This is a genomic window from Bacillus sp. CCB-MMP212 (assembly GCF_022748145.1).
GTDB lineage: Bacteria > Bacillota > Bacilli > Bacillales > Bacillaceae_G > Bacillus_A > Bacillus_A cereus.
This window is the reverse complement of the sequence record NZ_JALDQE010000006.1, coordinates 273,379-290,596: the sequence shown is the minus strand read 5'-3', so window position 1 is coordinate 290,596 and position 17,218 is coordinate 273,379. Positions and strand designations below refer to the sequence as shown.

Here is a 17,218-nt window from a genome sequence, read left to right as displayed (position 1 = left end):
CTAAGTCTAACATTACATTTTTAAAGTGAGGAGAATAAGCGTATGGACCAATATTGGTATTTGAATTCAAAGGGAAACGGGGAACAATATACTAACGAAATTTCATTATATTCACAGCCCGAAATAACTACATCTGAGGTAATGAATGATTTGAAGATTCCTGAGAATTGGAGTTACCGAGTTTATCCAGTTAGTTGGGATTCATCAGCCAATTATACGGGGTTCAGTCCCCAATCCCCTCCCTTCTCTTGGAGGCAGCCAATCAATTATGCAGGGACGATGCCCCAAGGACATCCCGATAATTGGACTCCACTACCAGGTCATGCAGGTTTTAATTTTCAAAAACCTTCCTTCCCCTGGGCCCAACCATTCAATCATACAGGGATGTTCGCACAAGGGCATCTTGCCGCTTTACTATCGCCGCCAACTAAGCCTTTTCATTTCAATACCAATAACTCGGGTGTTTTTGGAAACCCTCCAGGATGGGGTAGTCCGTGGGCCCCAATGGGATGGGGAAATAACGGAGGTAACGGTCAGCCAGGAATGCTTGGAAACTTATTTACAGCAGGAAAAGGCACCATGAATGGAATAGGAATGATTAGTAGTCTAATCGGGATGGGGAAATTCTTCTTTTAGTTAATTAAAGTGATAGAATTGGTCCGCAGCTCAGACATTCTAACAAAACATTTCATTTTCCATTGATTTAATGTTTTCAAACATGCACTCCTCAATATATTCATTGTGTGCTTCCAATACTCCCTCCAAGTTCGTCTCCTTGTCTTTCAATTTATAAAAAAATCTGTTGCAACTCTTTAGACAACAATTCCAGTTCATACAAAATCAATAAGTTCACAACAAAAACGCTATCCTTTCCTATGATTCTAGGGAAAGAATAGCGTTTTTGTTACGTAACGATTAAGTTGTTTCATTCTTATTTATTCAATAATTTCATTGTCATTTCTCTGCATTTTTAGCCTGATAGCGATATGATCATACCCCGTAAAATGCCATTTCTTTTACTTATGCTTTGCTAAAAATTCTGTTATGCGACGATATACATATATTTCATTTTCTTTTTTTGAAAATCCATGCCCTTCATCGTCTAATACTAGGTATTCTACATCTACTCCTTGTTCTTGCAACGCGTGAAAAATTTGATCCGATTCTTCCTTTACAACTCGTGGATCATTTGCCCCTTGGATGATAAGGAGTGGTTTATTCATTTGATTTAAGTAAGTAATTGGTGAATCTTGTATAAGCTTATCTTTATCATTATTAATATCACCTATTAAATTAACTGCGAGCGGTTTCCAATTTTCAGGCATAGATTCGATAAAACTAAATAAATTGCTAGGTCCAAAAATGTCAATGGCTGCACGGAAATACTCTGAATGACGCCCGTGAAGCAATAAGGTCATATATCCTCCATAACTACCGCCCATAACAAATAATTTATCAGGAGTTGATATCCCCTGTTCAAATAACCATTCGATCCCTGCTACACAATCTAAACGCGGCGCTTCTCCCCAATCACCTTCAATCATTTTTGTAAACGTTGAACCATATCTTGTACTACCTCTAAAGTTTGGCGCAAAAATATTATATCCCTGCCTTAATAAATATTGAAATAATGCTCTGAAATCTTTCGTCTCAGCACTTTGTGGACCACCATGAGGCCAAAATATTGTATATCCGTTTTGTACTTCTCCTTTCGCCCGGAATAATAATGCTTCTATGTTTAACCCATCAAAAGAGGCATATGTTATAACATCCGGTTCAACAAAAGAAGATTCAGATAGACCAATAACATAGTTTTTTGTTAATGCTGCCCATTCTGTATCTCTATTCTTCTTGTAATAGATGTTTGCTGTTTTCGTCGCACTTTCACCTAGTAAATATAAATTTTCCGATTTTGTAATTTCAATTTGACTTATCGTATCTACCGGAGAATTCAATAGAATTAACTCTTTTTTATCCCATACAAATTTATATAACCTATCTGTAACACCTTTCGACGAAACAATGTAGCCATTTTTTGTTTCAGCATGCCATTTTATATCGGATATATCTTCCTTCTCTATTTTACAGATTGGTTTGAATTCCTGTTTATTTAAATCAAAAGAAGCTACATAGGAAAACTCTTCTTCATAATTTGTAACGAAAATCACTGTATTTTCATCAATATAAGAAATGGAGCCTACAGTATGTTCTTTCTCACTGGAAGGTACTAAACAAATAAGTTCTTCTCCTTTTTTTACATATCCTACATTATATGTATTACTATATGACTTTAAAACAATGTAACTTGATTCATTCGGACTTACTGCCTCTACATATGTAGGTGTCTCCACACCAGTTAACAACAGCGTATCTTCTTTTGTGCGTATATTATAACAACGAGAGTTTAAGATCATTGGGTTATCTTTACTTGTGACATAGTATAATCGTTCCCCATCCTCTGTTAAATGCACAAAGTAATCCTTTTCTGTCTCTCCTGCTGGAATCAATTCAAGCAATCCACCACCCTCTGGTTTTAATGCATAAATATGATAATTTTCATCCCCATCTTTATCAAATCCAGCTAAAATAAATCGATTTAAAGAATCCATTTTAATAAAATTGCTTGATTGATTACAATATGTTAAGGGATAAGGGGATAAATTGGGTAAATCCATCGCCCATAAATTAGAATGACCATTTAAGTTTGTACTAAAAATTAATTTCCCTTCATCTTCACTAACTGTAAACCTACCAATACTATAGGATCTAAAAAATTGTTCAGCATCTTCCATAGGAAATTGAATCATCTTTCTTCCTCCACTCTACCTTATATCTAAAAATTCAGAACATCTTATATATAAAGATTCTACATTTTCCTATTTATCCCTTTTGGGTTTTATTTAGATTTACTTCTACCTTCTACTTCTTCTTATTAACATTACATAACGATGCGGAGAGTTTTTTAAACAACTCTTCTTTTAGCAGTGAATATATTCTTTACTATTTCACGATTACTTCTCATTCGATATTTCTCACTAATTATCCCTCAAAGCGAAAAATAAGTGGGGAATTAGAGAGCAAAATCTACCATATACTTTTATTCAGCTAACTTCTCACCAGTAACAATCTTCATAAAAGCAGCTGCGTCTTTCTCTGCTAATTGAGCGTACTGATTATCCCCCGCCATTATTTCTACTTTATCCTTATTAGGACTAATCCACATTTGATATAAAACAGCTTTCGCTTCTATTTTCGGATTTTTAAACTGAAAAACAAACTGATAATCAGCTGAACGAGACATTTCCACCTTTTTATTTTCAAAGTTAGTATCATTTAATATTTTCTTTACTTGCAATACTTTATTCTTGTCTGTAATTACCTTCAAATCCTCATAATGATTATCACCAGCATGTTTTTGCACTTCGATTGTTTGATTATGATTTCCTATATTATTTGAACAGCTGGTTACTACAAATAAACAAATCACGCTGAAGACTAAATACAAATTTCTAATTTGCATAGCGCTCTCCGCCTTTAGTGTATATAATAGTTCACTTCCATTACGCTTTTAAAATGTAAAATAAGAATACACCCCATAAGCCACAAATAAGATTAATAGAATAGAAATGCCGAGTACCGTATATATAATCCATTTTAAATTTGAATTCATATCATCCTCCTACCTCTCGGTAATTCCAGTATATAACAAAAAAAGCATTGGATACCCAATGCTTTTTACACTTACGCAAATAAAGAAGTATTCGCATATAAAGCTGGTGAACCACCTGAATGTACGAATAAAATATTGTCTTCCTTATTAAATTTACCTTTTCTAATTAAGTCGATTAATCCCGCTACTGCCTTACCTGTATACACTGGATCAAGTAAAATACCTTCTGTTTTCGCAAGTAACTGAACTGCCTCTACCATTTCCGGCGTTGGTAACGCATAGCCTGGTCCTACATATTCATCAAAGCACGTAACAGCGTCGCGCGAGATAAAGTTTGGAATACCAACGTGTGCTGAAGTTTCATCTACAAGTTTTGCTACTTTCTCTTCTTGCTCAGCTTTTCCTCTACTTACATTAATCCCGATTACAGGAATATGGCTTTGTGTTCCAGAAAAACCAGTAATTAAACCAGCATGCATACCGCCGCTACCACTTACACAAACAACTGAACTGAAATCAATTCCTTGCTCAAATGATTGCGCCATAATTTCTTGCGCACAAGCAACGTATCCCATTGCGCCCGTAGGGTTTGATCCACCAACTGGAATTACATATGGTGTACTACCTTTTTCACTTACTTCTTTCGCTACTTTATTCATCTCTTCCATCAGGTCTGCTCCGTTCGGTACAACAATGACGTTTTCAGCACCTAATAAGTGATATAAGAAATAGTTTCCGTTAAAGTCTCTCTTCTCTTCTGGCTCAAGCCCTTCCTCTAATACAAGAATACATTTCATTTTTTCTTTTACCGCAGCAGCAAGTGTCAGGCGGCAATGATTTGACTGAATACCACCAGCTGTAATTAACGTATCTGCACCCTTTTCCTGTGCATCCGCAACTAAAAATTCTAACTTTCTCGTCTTATTACCACCGGCTGTTAAACCAAGTAAATCATCTCGTTTAAAATAAATAGTCGGGCCACCAAGTGCTTCAGAAAAATTGTTTAACTTTTCAATTGGTGTATATGATTCTGTATATTTTTTTCTCGGGAATTTAGCTAAATTCATTGTAACGCTCCTTTTGTACTTCTTTCGCAATATATGTAACGTTACTATTATTACATGTAAAAATGGTGAAGTCACCTTTCTCGGTTAAAAATGTATTAGAATTTCATTTTGATAAGTAAAACCGTATTAATGATTTTAACTTAATTACGGTACATGAAATTTATATCAACGATTTTTTAAATATATCGTTCATTACTTACAATATATCAACGATTTTTCAAATATATCGATCGTAACTTGCAGTATATCAACGATTTTCTTAATATATCGATCTATCGACAAAAAACGACAGACAGGCAACCCCTTTCTCATCAACAAAAAAAGAGCCCACACATTCAAATGCAGACTCCCTCCAATCACTTATTTACCGAAAAACGAAGTAACTGCGTTAATCCCGGCTCTAAATTCATTTCACCTTTATTACGTACGTATACAGTTTTATCTCCATCAAATTTCGGAGGATTTGCTTGACTATACGTATGCCACTCATTCGTTCCTTCTATAGAATACTCCATATATTCATTTGCACCGACAATTATATTTTTACGATCATCTGCCGTTACATTTGGTGCCATCTGCGCAATTTTTGAATCACTAATTAATAACTTCTTTATATCCTTATCACGTTTGTAATCGTAAGCTGTCACAATTACATCGTTACCATATGCTTTCACTTGTAACCCTTGTTTAAATGAATAGCCATCTGGAGCAGTTTTCTCTCCTCCATTTGGTCCTGCTGACATCCAGCCTGTTTCAATCCCGCCCGTATTTACAACAGTGAAACCTTTTTCATCTCCGCCTTTAATTTTCTTTTTACCAGCCCAGTCAGGTAAGTTTAAATCCCAATGTGTATGACTCGTGAAGAAAACAACCTGCGGATAGTCTTTTAATATATCATACAATTTATCCACGTTTAAATAATCTTGTAAATATGGTGATTGTCTTGATCCAGATACTGTATCAGGTAAAACGTGATGAGAGAAAATAAAGATTGGCTTATTTTTATCTTTTTGACTGTACTCTTCTAAATTTTGTTTTAACCAACCTAATTGCTCATCACTCATATATACTTCGTCCCACATTTTTGAATCGTGGTATTTCATATATTTTTCAGTTCCTAAAAATAAAAGTGGATAGCCATCTAATTCTTTTTTATGATATACCTTTTCTTGTCCACTAAATTGTAAGTAGCGACCAAATAGTGTTTCTTCCGTTACACCATTTGGCCATGTACTTTGAGAGAGTTTCCCATCCGCTGTCCATTTACCAGCATAAAACTCATGATTCCCAACAGTAGACCATACATTTTCTGGATGCTTATTTTTATTTAACACACGCTTTACATCATCATATTGTGACTGTTGTCCAGTCGGCGTTATATCCCCATTCATAATAAGCGCTCTAGAAAGTGGCGTCACTTTGTTCATATCTTTTAGCACATGATCAAAATCCCCTAAATCACCTTGAATATCACTAATAACATTAAAAGTTGTAGCTGATTTTCGGGCTTGCTCTTTCCCTTCCGCATGCACTGAAAACGTCGGTAATAATGCCGCCATAACTGCTAACGAAGCAACTGTCTTTTTCATACAAATTCTCCCCCTAATAATAGAATGTACAAACTGACATGTTCTGCTTTCTCTTAGGTGCTTGTCCAATTCACATTATAGGGAGGGATTGTAAAGATAGATGGAGTTAAAAGTTAAGTGTTTTTTAAGAGATTTTGTCGTTTTTACACGCCCCATTTAACAATTAACACTAATTTTTCTATTAACCTACTAATATTAGCTGAATGTAAATTTATACGATAAATCACTTCGTTTAATATGTTGTGTTTTAATTTCCTTTACACAATTTCAATAAAGTACTTTACCATTTTAAATTCTCTTCATTAATCCTCAATTTCTATTCCAGCTTGTTTTAATGGTTCTAATACTTTCGGGTAACACAGTGAAATATATTCCACTGTTTTTAAATTTTTTAGATTTTGAAATCCTTCAACAGATATAACATCAAATAAACTGTCTTCACCGTCCCAATCAGGCTTTAAAATATGATAAATTTCATTCCCACCATCAAAGCAAAGGGACTCAATCTTTTCCAAATCACTTATTTCCAAAGTTAACGCTTCTAAAAAAGCTTTGATTTCAACAATTGGCCCAACTCCTGAATACCATTCAAAATTATTCGTATGCTTTTCTATTAAGTCTTTCAATTCTTTTAGAAATAGTGGCTCTTTATCTAATAAAGCTTCAATTACCACTAACTTAAAATTAAAATCCTGAAACATTTCACTCTTTCTCATTTTAACTTCCTCCTATCTTGCCCTGTCCTAGGGTTTTAATCTCCTTTACACAACTTCCAAAAAGCACTTTACCTTTTTAAATTCTCTTCATTTAATCCTAACAGCCCTGGTAAAATAAAACACCCATCTTTTCTAATCAGTACATCATCAAACCAAATTTCACCCCCGCCATACTCTGATCTTTGAATATTCACTAAATCCCAATGTATCGCTGATTGATTCCCGTTTTCTGCACCTTGTAACGAATCCCCAATTGCTAAATGATAACTACCATTTATTTTTTCATCAAATAACGTATTATTCATCGGATGTAGTATGTAAGGGTTAAAAGCCAGTGCAAACTCTCCGATATATCTTGCTCCCTCGTCCGTATCAAGAATTCGATTTATTCGCTCTGTATCGTTTGCATATGCCTCTATTATTTTCCCATCCTTAATATGTAACTTAATATTTTGAAACGCATAACCTTGTTGAATAGATACTGTATTGAACGCTACTATCCCATTCACTGAATTTTTGACAGGTGCTGTATATATTTCGCCATCAGGTATATTATCTGTACCATCTCCCTTTAAAACACCGATTCCTTCAATGGAAAAATTCAAATCAGTACCATTCCCAATGATTTTCACTTGTTTTGTCTTTTCCATTAATTCTTTTAACGGATCCATTGCTTTCGACATTTTTTTGTAATCTAACGTACAAACATCATAATAAAATTTCTCATAAGCCTCGGTACTCATATTCGCTTCTTGCGCTGAAGCCGCATTCGGAATTCGAGTTGTCACCCATCTCGTTTTATACACTGCTTCACTATGAGCCTTTCCAAATACCTTTTGATATAATTTCATTTTTTCTGCTGGTACATCTGCTAGTTCGTATGCATTTCTAGGACTACGGAGATTAATATATACTTGCATCTTACTTAAACGGTAACACTCCCAATCTGCAAATAACTTAAACTGTTCTTCAGATCCAGACAAAATTAATTGCCGCGTAACAGAAACGTCACGCATTGATACATGTGCATATCCACCTGCTTTTTCCACTGACTTAATAATTTCACGAACTACTATAGGGTCTATTTCCGTAACACTTTGAATTAACACATGATCACCAGGTTGCACTTTAGTAGAATGGTTGACTAGTATATCTGCTAATTTAGATAATCCCCTCTTCATTACGTCCCTCATCCTTTCATTTCCGTTTCAATAGCTTAATAAAAAATAAAAAGAGAACTACTCTCTTTAAGCAATTCTCTTTTTCACCCAAACAATAGATATAAAATAAACCCTTAAAAATAATTCCGTAACGTTGGCATTGCAGCTATACTAAAGTACAGAGTCCCAGGTACTAACCACGCGCCACAAAGCATCAGCAACACAGTTTTCCTAACAAGCCCTGCAATAAAAGACGGAAGCACAAAAATAAACAATACAGTGATATATACTTCTTTATCAAGTAATTGAGTGCTATAAGGGTTGAAATATAGAAAAATAATTGAAAGGATAAACATACGTACAGCTGCTTTTACACCTAAATAAACATTTAAATTATTCTTCACAATTTCCCTACTTCCAATAGCACCATGCTTAATACTTTCCAGCACTATACCTCATTACAATAAAAGTTACTCCCCTTCTAGTTCGCCTTAAAATTATAAATCGGCTTAATAATATGTTTAATATCAATTGTTTCTTTTGTATTCTTAATAATTTCATCCATTGGCTTATATACCATTGGTGCTTCATCTAAAGTACTTTCTGCAACAGATGTAGTCCAAACCTCTGTCATTGTATTTTGAAAATCCTCTAAGTTAAGTACTTCTTTCGCCTTCTTACGGCTCATAATACGTCCTGCTCCATGAGGGCCAGAAAAGTTCCAATCTGGATTTCCTTTACCAAATGCAATGATAGAACCGTCTCTCATATTAATTGGAATGATTACTCGTTCATCTTTCTGAGCTGAAATAGCACCTTTTCTTAGAATCATATTGTCCATATCGATGTAGTTATGAATTGTAGTGAATTGATCTGTTACTTTCCAATCCATTTTAGTGACGATTTCATCAATCATTGCTTTACGATTTAACTCCGCATATTTTTGAGCAATTTTCATATCATTCATGTAATCTTTAAATCCTTGTCCTTCTAAATAAGCTAATTCTTTGCGAATCACCGGTTTCTTAATTTCACGTAAAGCTTCATGTATTTCTTGTTGTCTACCTTCTTTCGTTAAACGTTCAATGATTTCTTCTTTAATAGATTTAACGTTTATAAGTTGCTCGTAAGCAAAGTTTTGATAATACTCTGCTACCTGTTTCCCTAAATTACGCGAACCACTATGAATGACAATGTATACATTTCCTTTATCATCCTCATTCAGTTCGACAAAATGATTGCCCCCGCCAAGTGTACCAATACTTTTTTGAGCACGTTGCAATGTAAACGGGGCTCTTACACTATCAAAATCAATCATTTTTGAAAATCTATGTTCCTTATCTCGAATACGAAAACCACTTGGGACAAATTTGCGTATCGTTTCGTCTAAGTGATCGAAGTTGATTTCCTCTTTTTTCTTATTAATCATAACAACTTCCATGCCACAACCAATATCGTACTTACCTCTCAGTTTCCTGAAAGAGTGGACTATACCTTCTCTACAGTCATCGAGATATGCAGTCTCTACTGTAGACTCACCGTATTAATTATTCCTCTTCAATTCAAAATGGATGAGGAATAATTCTGTACCTTAGTCTGCTAACATAGTACAAGTCTCTGAACCATTCGATTATGTCACCATAACCACTGGCTGCTGATTGCCCTCGCCTTTTATCGTTAGGGTTTCCAGTCAATTGAGTGAGTAGTTTAAAGTCTGAGCCGATTAGTTAACCCCGACTAAATTAGGAACAATCTTATCTTGAATTGTCATTGTTGTCCCAATTGTACAACCTGCGCCCGCATGTGTATCTGGCATAATACGGATCTTGCTATCCTTTACGAATTGTTGGTTACAAAGATCAATAATTTGACCTGCTGCAGTTTTTTCTACATTCGTAGTAAACACTTTTGCTTCATTGTATTTCCCTTGTAATTTCAACATCTTCTATTTCCCCTTTCCTTTAGTTTCTACAAAACATTAATTTATAGATATTATATATTTATAATTATATTTTCCACCACTACAGCTCATTTCCTTTTTTATAAAGAAAGACACAGAGATTCCTCTCCATGCCTGTTAATTTCCTACCTCTTCACCGCATGCACATAATGTACCGTCTCGAAAGCTTTCAAATAATCATTTCTTCCGGCAAAATATAATGTATTTATATCCTCTGGTGATAAGTGCTCATAAATGAGTAAACCTGAATTCTCTAACAATACTTCCATTTCGCGATAAGAATAACATGACTTCATCGGTTCTCCGCCTACCACTGCCATTTTTACCATATTTTCAACTCGGTTAGACAACCCTTTTTCCGTAAACAAGTTTTCATCAGGATAATCAAAAACGATAGAACTACCTGCCGGAACCATCTCGAATAAACATTCTAATAAACTAGCAAGTTCCTCTTTCGTTAAATAGTACGTAACACCTAAAAGGCTAAAGAAAGTCTTTTTATGTTCAAACCCTTCATTGCGTAACTGTTCATAGGAAAATCCTTTCGTAAAATCCATTGAAACAAAATGAAGGTTTTTTGGAACTTCAAGTTCTGTTTCTTTTATTCTTTCCTTCTTAAACACCTGCGTAGAAGGATGATCCACTTCAAATATTTCTATTTTATTTTCTAATTCTCGGTGTCTAAAACTGAACGTATCTAAGCCTGCACCGAGTACGACGTATTGTTTCGCTCCTAATGTAATTTCATGTAGTAATACTCTTTCACAATATGCAGCACGTGCTAAAGGTGTTGGTGATAACTGAACTTGCGTAATCCATTTTAATATTTCTTTTGGATTGTCTTGAAACTGCTCTGCAATTTCTTTATTGAAAAAGTGAATCCCTTGAACCATGTTCGTTTCAATATTGTTACGTTCTTTTTGTGAAATGAAATCTTTAGCTACATAATCATCAAAGATTTTAGGATTATCAAATTCACTATGATACGCCCTTCCGAAAGCTGATACTAACGACGTTACACTTGCTTCACCTTGTTTCACGCACATACACTCTCCTTCATGTTCACAACAAAAATAGGGTTCCCCTGGCCAGGAGAACCCTATTATACACCTTATTTTTATATTGGTAAATTATAGCATAAATAAGTTTTTTTGTCAAGTTTTCAGCCTACTACGCTCCAACAATTTGTGTAATCTCTAGCAGGAAGATTTCGATCTACACCGAATATTCCAGTTCATAACAATACAAATGGAGGGCGTCATGAAAAGATTAGTCATCATTACACTAGGAAAAACACACAGTGGAAAAACTACATTTGCAAAAGAGCTAGAAAAAGAGTTACCTAATTCTTTTATTATGGACCAAGACAACCAAGCTGAATTTATTAACACACATTATGAAAAATTACAGCCGACAGAAGGATCAAATACACTAAAGCACAGTCTTTCAAAATTCATTGTTGATTATGCGAAAGAACATACAAATTTACACCTTATTATTTGTAACTCAAATAGAAGCCTAAACGGACGAATGTATTTGCTAAATGAATTGTTTAAGAAGGAGGAATATATACGCGTATTAGTTCACTTTGACATCCCAGATGATGTACTTTATGAAAGAGTGGCCCTTAGTAAACGAAGTACAAATATTTTTAGGGGAAACTATTCCAGTTTCAAAGAAGTCCTCCACCGCCAACAAGTTGAATCACTACATGAAGACGTAGTAGATCCTATAGAAAATGAAGCTGATTATTTGTTTGTTATTCGTAACAGTAAGGATGTAAACTCTACTATATTAAAAATTATTCATATCGCTAAAGAGTACTCCCCTATCCGAAATAAGAGATTATAAAAATTACATAATCATAGATTATTATGCAAATACTTCCTCTAGACGGTGCAGATGGTATATAATGATGGAAGAATCTACTTCTATATGCTCATTTTTACACAAAATAGCTCATGCATATGAAAGAAAAGAGGTACAAAAATATGAAAACAAAACAAACAATCGCTGCGTCTACACTAGCTTTAGCAATGATTGCTGGCGCAAACTCTGCTCATGCAGAAGTAAATGATGCTACTCCTCAGCAAAGTACGGGAGATCGATTAGCTGAAATTAAGCAACATAAACAAGAGTTAGATGCGAAATTACAGCAACACAAAGAAAACGTGGATCAAACATTAAATGAACTTAACAAAGTTAAGGAAAATGTGGATACAAAGGTGAATGAACTACATGAACGCAAACAAGTTGCTGATGAAAAAATTAACGAAGTTAAACAGCATAAACAAGAACTAGATGCAAAACTTCAGCAAGACAAACAAATCGCCGAAGATAAAATCGCTGAAATTAAAGAGCATAAAAAACAAGTAGAAGATAAAGTTGCTGAAGTAAAAGAACATAAGCAAAATATCGATAACAAAGTGAATGAGATTAAAGAACATAAACAAACTGTCGATGAAAAAGTGAATGAAATGAAGCAACATAAAGAGAACATTGATCAAAAGGTTAATGAACTTAAGGAAGTTAAAAAACAAGTAGATGAAAAATTAGCTGAGTTAAAGAAAGCGAAACAAACTGCTGAGGACAAACTCGCTGAACTAAAAGAAAACAAGCCGAATACTGGTAATACGTTAGAGGAACTTAAGAAAATTAAAGGCAATTTAGAAAGTCTTTCCGCTAACTTAGAATTAGCTAAACAAGATGTAAAAAACAAACTAGCTGTTTTACAAGAAGCTAGACAAGATTTAATCAATAAAATTAACGAAATTAAACAATCGAAACAAACTGTTTCAGATGATTTATCAAAGAAAAAACAAGACTTAGATATTAAAATCAACGACTTTAAGCATACTGAGAAAAAAATTGACGACAAATTAGCTGAGTTACATACAACGAAGCAAAATGTTGATAACAAGATTAATGAAGTATCACAGTCTAAACAAACGCAAGCAGATAATGGTACTAAAAACAATAACGCTAAAGAACTTCCTAACGCTGGTAGCGAGCAATCAAACAATATGGCTCTAGGAATGCTATCTGTATTAGGCGGGATTTTATTACTTACTCGTAATAAAATTAAAACGTTATTCTCTAAATAAATCCATTAAAAAAAGGAAAACCGCACATACATGTACGGTTTTCCTTTTTTTATATTAACTGTCCATCTCGAAGCGTCAATATACGATCACATACATCAAGCATTCTTTCATCATGTGTAATCATAATTGCTGCTTTTTGGCTCTCTTTCACTTCACGTTTCATCATTTCTACGACTTTACGTGCACGTTTTGAGTCTAAGCTCGCCGTTGGCTCATCCGCTAATATTAAATCCGGATTGTTCATGAACGCACGAGCGATTGCTACCCTTTGTTTTTCCCCACCAGATAGTTGATTTGGATAATGATTTTTTCTTTCTCCTAATCCAAATGCCGCTAATAAATGATCTGCACGCTTTTCGGATTCTTGTTTACTTTCCTTTTTTAGCTTTGCAATATAAAGCAATTGTTCTTTCACATTTAAATATGGAACAAGGTTTGCAAACTGGAAGATGAAACCGATTTTTTTCAAACGAATGTCTGTCATTTCCTTTTCCGATAACTGTGTAATATTTTGCTCACGAATGTAAATATCTCCTTTTGACGGTGATAATAAAGCACCCGCGATCGATAATAACGTACTTTTCCCTGATCCAGAAGGACCAACGATTCCGATAAATTCTCCAGCTTTCACATCAAGCGACATCGGATGAAGGGCTGTTACTTCCGTATTCCCTTCTCCGTACACTTTACTTACTTTGTCTAATTTTAATAATGAAGTCATTACATCCCGCCTCCAATTGCTTCTAGCGCATCAACTTTTAATACTTGGTATAACGAAATAAGTGTTCCTAAAATACTAATTACGATAAAGATTGCTCCATATTGTGCAATCATCGGTGTTGTTAATAAGAACGGCATACCTGCTGGTAAAATTTGTTCTAATCCTTGTACAAGAACGATACTGATTACCATCGCAACGACTGATAAGAATAACGCTTGCACGACTAAGCTATTTGCTAAATACGAGTTCTTCGTACCAATTGCTTTTAATACACCTAATTGCTGTGTTTTTTGCAGTGTAATAACGTAGAAGAATACACCAATTAGTAATGCAGCGATTACAAGTAAGAACGCAATAATCATCGTTAACGTTCCTTGCTCTTCTTTAAATCCTGGAATACTTTGCAGCACTTCTTTTTTGTCAATTACGTGTGCATTTTTTACTTCTTTATCTGTATTAAGTGCGATTGCACTATAATCTTTTTGGTTTGGTTGTGAAATAGCGCCCCATACGTCTTCATTTACATAAACGACTGGTGTATGGCTAAACATTTGATCTTTCGTAAATCCGACGATTGTAAATTCTTTCTTTGAAACAGGATCGATAATTGTATCTCCAATATCGATTCCCTTCTCTTTAATCGATTCATCAGCAACCATCTCGTTGTTTGCTGTACCTAATTTCTCACCTTTTACAATGTTCGGTTCTAAAAATGAATCTCGTTCGCTTGAGAAAATAGCGATATCAACCTTTTTCGAACTATCTTTCTTTTCATATGTTGAAACTTTCACACGAAACGGAACTGCCTCTTTCTCGCCTACTTGACTTACTACGTTATCTACATCGTCTTTCTTAATTTGTGAACGAAGTAATTTATTTTCCGCATCATCCGCTAAAACGAACTTATTTGCTTCCATATTTTGAATCGATGAAGCATTATCATATGATAATCCATTTGCTAATCCTGAAATAACAAGGACTAAAAATGATAATAAAACCATGATAAGTCCGATTAATCCGTATCTTAATTTTGATTGTTTCAATTCACGCAGAGCTAAAAACATTTCGCTCGCTCCTTCCTCTTTCTTTCTATGCACTAATCATAAAAAAGAAATATGAACGGAATATGAACAGAAGATTACAGAGTAAAAAAAGAAATTTTCTGAAAGTATTGAAAATAAATAGAATCCTTGATACAATTCAGTCAAATAATATTGACCGAGTAATTTAATTCAAGGAGTTGATCATGTTGAAGCCCGTATTAACACTAACTACTTATAGCCAACTAAAAGCATTAAGCGATCCACTACGTGCCGAAATGATGATACGTCTATGCGAACGTCCTTATACTGGACAATTACTCTCTGAGAAATTCGGCATTTCAAGGGCGAAAATTCATTATCATTTAAAAGAATTAGAAAAGAATGGTCTTATAGAGATCGTTTATACAGAAGAAAAGAATGGGATTATTCAAAAGTTTTATCAATCTGTCGCTAAAGGCTTCACCCCTGCTACAGATCTATTACCTCATTTAGAAATATTAAGCGAATCAGGTCGCCAAATCTTTTTACAAATGATAGAAAGAACGAAAAGCCAAATTCTCGCTGCACCAGAAGAAGCTTTTACATTACGAAATGCAAGTGAAGATCCAGCTAAGTGGAATTACGTTTCATCCTGCTGGGAATTTGATGCTACGCCAGAACAATTTCAAGTGTGGATAAAAAAGTTTTATGAATTAATGGCTGAATTAAACGAAATCACAAAAGGTGCAGATAAAGATCCGAATAGTAAACCTTATTATATTTCTACTACTGCACTTCAAATCGCTGAGAGAACAATGCAGCAATTTATTAAAAAAGAAGAAAAATCGTAATACGATTTTTTTTACATAAACGGTCAAATTTATTTTACCGAATAAATTTATTATAAAGGAGTAGATAAAGTGGACATATTAAAAAACCGGAATTTCCTCTTATTATTTTTAGGAAGAATTTTCACCAACATAGGAGATAGTTTGTATTATGTAGCCGCGATGTGGCTCGTATACAAATTAAGTGGTAATCCTTTTTATTCTGGATTGGCTGGTTCCCTTACGTTATTACCTTCTGCACTACAATTTCTTACTGGTCCATTCGTTGATAGATGGTCCATTAAAAACACCCTCGTCATCACACAAGTTTTGCAATGCATTCTTATTTTAATCATTCCTATTACACACTACTTCGACCTATTAACAGTCCAACTACTACTCATCATCATGCCCATCGTAGCCTTTATCGAACAATTCGCCTATCCCGCACAGTCAAAAGCTTTACCACTTCTACTGCATAAAACACAATTATTAAAAGGAAATTCACTTTTCTCATTTGCATACCAAGGCATTGATTTAATTTGCACGACTCTTTCTGGAATATTAGTAGCACTATTTGGCGCCATTACTTTATATGTAATCGACTCCTTTACATTCGCGATTACTGCCCTTTTGTTCTTTTCATTAAAAATGCCAAAACAAACTGAAGCAGACACAACACTTTCAACTAAACAATATTTTACTGATTTAAAAGAAGGGTTTTCAATCGTATTTCGTTCCTTAATGGGCGTCTTCTTAATTGGTTCCGTTGTCGCTAATTTTTCAATCGGTATGACGATGGCAATACTCCCTTCTTTCGCTGATTCGTTAGGCGGTGTAAAATTATATGGTTTCTTTTTAGCCGCTATATCCGCCGGTTGTTTAATTGGAGCACTATTCAGTTCATGGGTTGGTAAACATAATGTTGGCCGTGTCTCCATTATTAGCTTTGCGACTGGCGCTTTCTTTTGGTTTCTCTCAACGGTTGTACCGTTTCAATGGCTATCCATTTTTTTATTCGGCTTAGCTTGGATACCAATTGGTGCGACCAACATATTATTTGCAACTATTGGTCAAATTGTAATTCCAAACCAATATCTTGGGCGCATCAATTCAGTCACACGGAGTATGGGCACAATTGCTATGCCACTTGGCTCTTTAATTGGCGGATACACTGCGAATGTATATAGTAGCCAACTCATTTTCGCGCTTGCTAGCATTGGGATTTTATTCATTTCCCTCGTATGGCTACTTCATCCAAAATTACGGGCTTTGCCGAAAGCTGATGAAATTACGGCAGATACTTTTGGGCTTCGGTTTAAGGAAGAACGCGGGAAAGGTGCGGCTTTATAGCAGAAACAAGCATAACCCCGTTCTAAATT

The 17,218-nt window shown here is 34.7% G+C and carries 16 protein-coding genes and 1 pseudogene; 5 read left to right on the top strand and 12 right to left on the bottom strand.

Annotated elements, in window-relative coordinates; genetic code table 11:
* Positions 1-42 precede the first annotated feature (42 nt).
* A complete protein-coding gene (locus MRP26_RS18930; RefSeq protein WP_242806578.1) occupies positions 43-636 on the top strand; it encodes a hypothetical protein in 594 nt (197 codons plus the stop codon).
* A 380-nt stretch (positions 637-1,016) separates the two neighbouring features.
* Here the strand turns inward: MRP26_RS18930 and MRP26_RS18925 are convergent, their stop codons facing one another.
* From MRP26_RS18925 to MRP26_RS18880, 10 genes and pseudogenes are all read right to left on the bottom strand, one after another.
* Positions 1,017-2,807, bottom strand: a complete 1,791-nt coding sequence (locus MRP26_RS18925) for a S9 family peptidase (protein WP_242806576.1) — start codon at positions 2,805-2,807, stop codon at positions 1,017-1,019.
* A gap of 290 nt (positions 2,808-3,097) precedes the next feature.
* Positions 3,098-3,520 carry a YhfM domain-containing protein gene (locus MRP26_RS18920; protein ID WP_001167092.1) on the bottom strand — a complete coding sequence of 141 codons (423 nt, stop codon included), beginning with the start codon at positions 3,518-3,520 and terminating at the stop codon, positions 3,098-3,100.
* 221 nt (positions 3,521-3,741) lie between these two features.
* Positions 3,742-4,737, bottom strand: a complete 996-nt coding sequence (gene cuyA / locus MRP26_RS18915; RefSeq protein ID WP_001046608.1) for a D-cysteate sulfo-lyase — start codon at positions 4,735-4,737, stop codon at positions 3,742-3,744.
* Positions 4,738-5,093: 356 nt separating this feature from the next.
* Entirely contained in the window at positions 5,094-6,326 is a 1,233-nt protein-coding gene (locus tag MRP26_RS18910) for a DUF4073 domain-containing protein (protein ID WP_000754289.1), read from the bottom strand.
* Between the two features lie 302 nt (positions 6,327-6,628).
* Positions 6,629-7,042 (bottom strand): DUF6892 domain-containing protein, encoded by a 414-nt coding sequence (locus MRP26_RS18905; protein WP_242806573.1) that lies wholly within the window; start codon positions 7,040-7,042, stop codon positions 6,629-6,631.
* A gap of 68 nt (positions 7,043-7,110) precedes the next feature.
* Positions 7,111-8,223 (bottom strand): aminopeptidase, encoded by a 1,113-nt coding sequence (locus MRP26_RS18900; RefSeq protein ID WP_071731918.1) that lies wholly within the window; start codon positions 8,221-8,223, stop codon positions 7,111-7,113.
* A gap of 113 nt (positions 8,224-8,336) precedes the next feature.
* Positions 8,337-8,651 (bottom strand): hypothetical protein, encoded by a 315-nt coding sequence (locus MRP26_RS18895; RefSeq protein WP_000893997.1) that lies wholly within the window; start codon positions 8,649-8,651, stop codon positions 8,337-8,339.
* 32 nt (positions 8,652-8,683) lie between these two features.
* Positions 8,684-9,643, bottom strand: coding sequence for an RtcB family protein (locus MRP26_RS18890; protein ID WP_098015218.1), 960 nt, complete (start codon positions 9,641-9,643; stop codon positions 8,684-8,686).
* A gap of 285 nt (positions 9,644-9,928) precedes the next feature.
* Positions 9,929-10,144, bottom strand: a pseudogene (locus MRP26_RS18885) (RtcB family protein); the annotation flags it as partial.
* A 143-nt stretch (positions 10,145-10,287) separates the two neighbouring features.
* Positions 10,288-11,208 (bottom strand): class I SAM-dependent methyltransferase, encoded by a 921-nt coding sequence (locus MRP26_RS18880; protein ID WP_242806571.1) that lies wholly within the window; start codon positions 11,206-11,208, stop codon positions 10,288-10,290.
* Positions 11,209-11,422: 214 nt separating this feature from the next.
* On the opposite strand from MRP26_RS18880, the gene MRP26_RS18875 reads away from it, so the two are divergent.
* Both MRP26_RS18875 and MRP26_RS18870 read left to right on the top strand, forming a co-directional pair.
* The gene (locus MRP26_RS18875) at positions 11,423-12,013 is read left to right on the top strand and encodes an AAA family ATPase (RefSeq protein ID WP_242806569.1); all 591 of its coding nucleotides are present in this window, start codon (positions 11,423-11,425) and stop codon (positions 12,011-12,013) included.
* 140 nt (positions 12,014-12,153) lie between these two features.
* Complete coding sequence (locus tag MRP26_RS18870; protein ID WP_242806567.1) at positions 12,154-13,266, top strand: LPXTG cell wall anchor domain-containing protein; 1,113 nt, start codon at positions 12,154-12,156, stop codon at positions 13,264-13,266.
* Positions 13,267-13,315: 49 nt separating this feature from the next.
* Here the strand turns inward: MRP26_RS18870 and MRP26_RS18865 are convergent, their stop codons facing one another.
* Positions 13,316-13,987: an ABC transporter ATP-binding protein gene (locus MRP26_RS18865; RefSeq protein WP_242806565.1), complete on the bottom strand. Its 672-nt coding sequence runs from the start codon at positions 13,985-13,987 to the stop codon at positions 13,316-13,318.
* The gene (locus MRP26_RS18860) at positions 13,987-15,051 is read right to left on the bottom strand and encodes an ABC transporter permease (RefSeq protein WP_029442792.1); all 1,065 of its coding nucleotides are present in this window, start codon (positions 15,049-15,051) and stop codon (positions 13,987-13,989) included. The genes MRP26_RS18865 and MRP26_RS18860 overlap by 1 nt, the downstream gene beginning before the upstream one ends.
* A gap of 185 nt (positions 15,052-15,236) precedes the next feature.
* Between MRP26_RS18860 and MRP26_RS18855 the strand changes: the two genes are divergently transcribed.
* Both MRP26_RS18855 and MRP26_RS18850 read left to right on the top strand, forming a co-directional pair.
* A complete protein-coding gene (locus MRP26_RS18855; RefSeq protein ID WP_242806698.1) occupies positions 15,237-15,860 on the top strand; it encodes an ArsR/SmtB family transcription factor in 624 nt (207 codons plus the stop codon).
* Positions 15,861-15,929: 69 nt separating this feature from the next.
* On the top strand, positions 15,930-17,189 hold the full coding sequence (locus MRP26_RS18850; RefSeq protein ID WP_242806563.1) for an MFS transporter: 1,260 nt from the start codon (positions 15,930-15,932) through the stop codon (positions 17,187-17,189).
* The last annotated feature ends 29 nt before the right edge of the window (positions 17,190-17,218 follow it).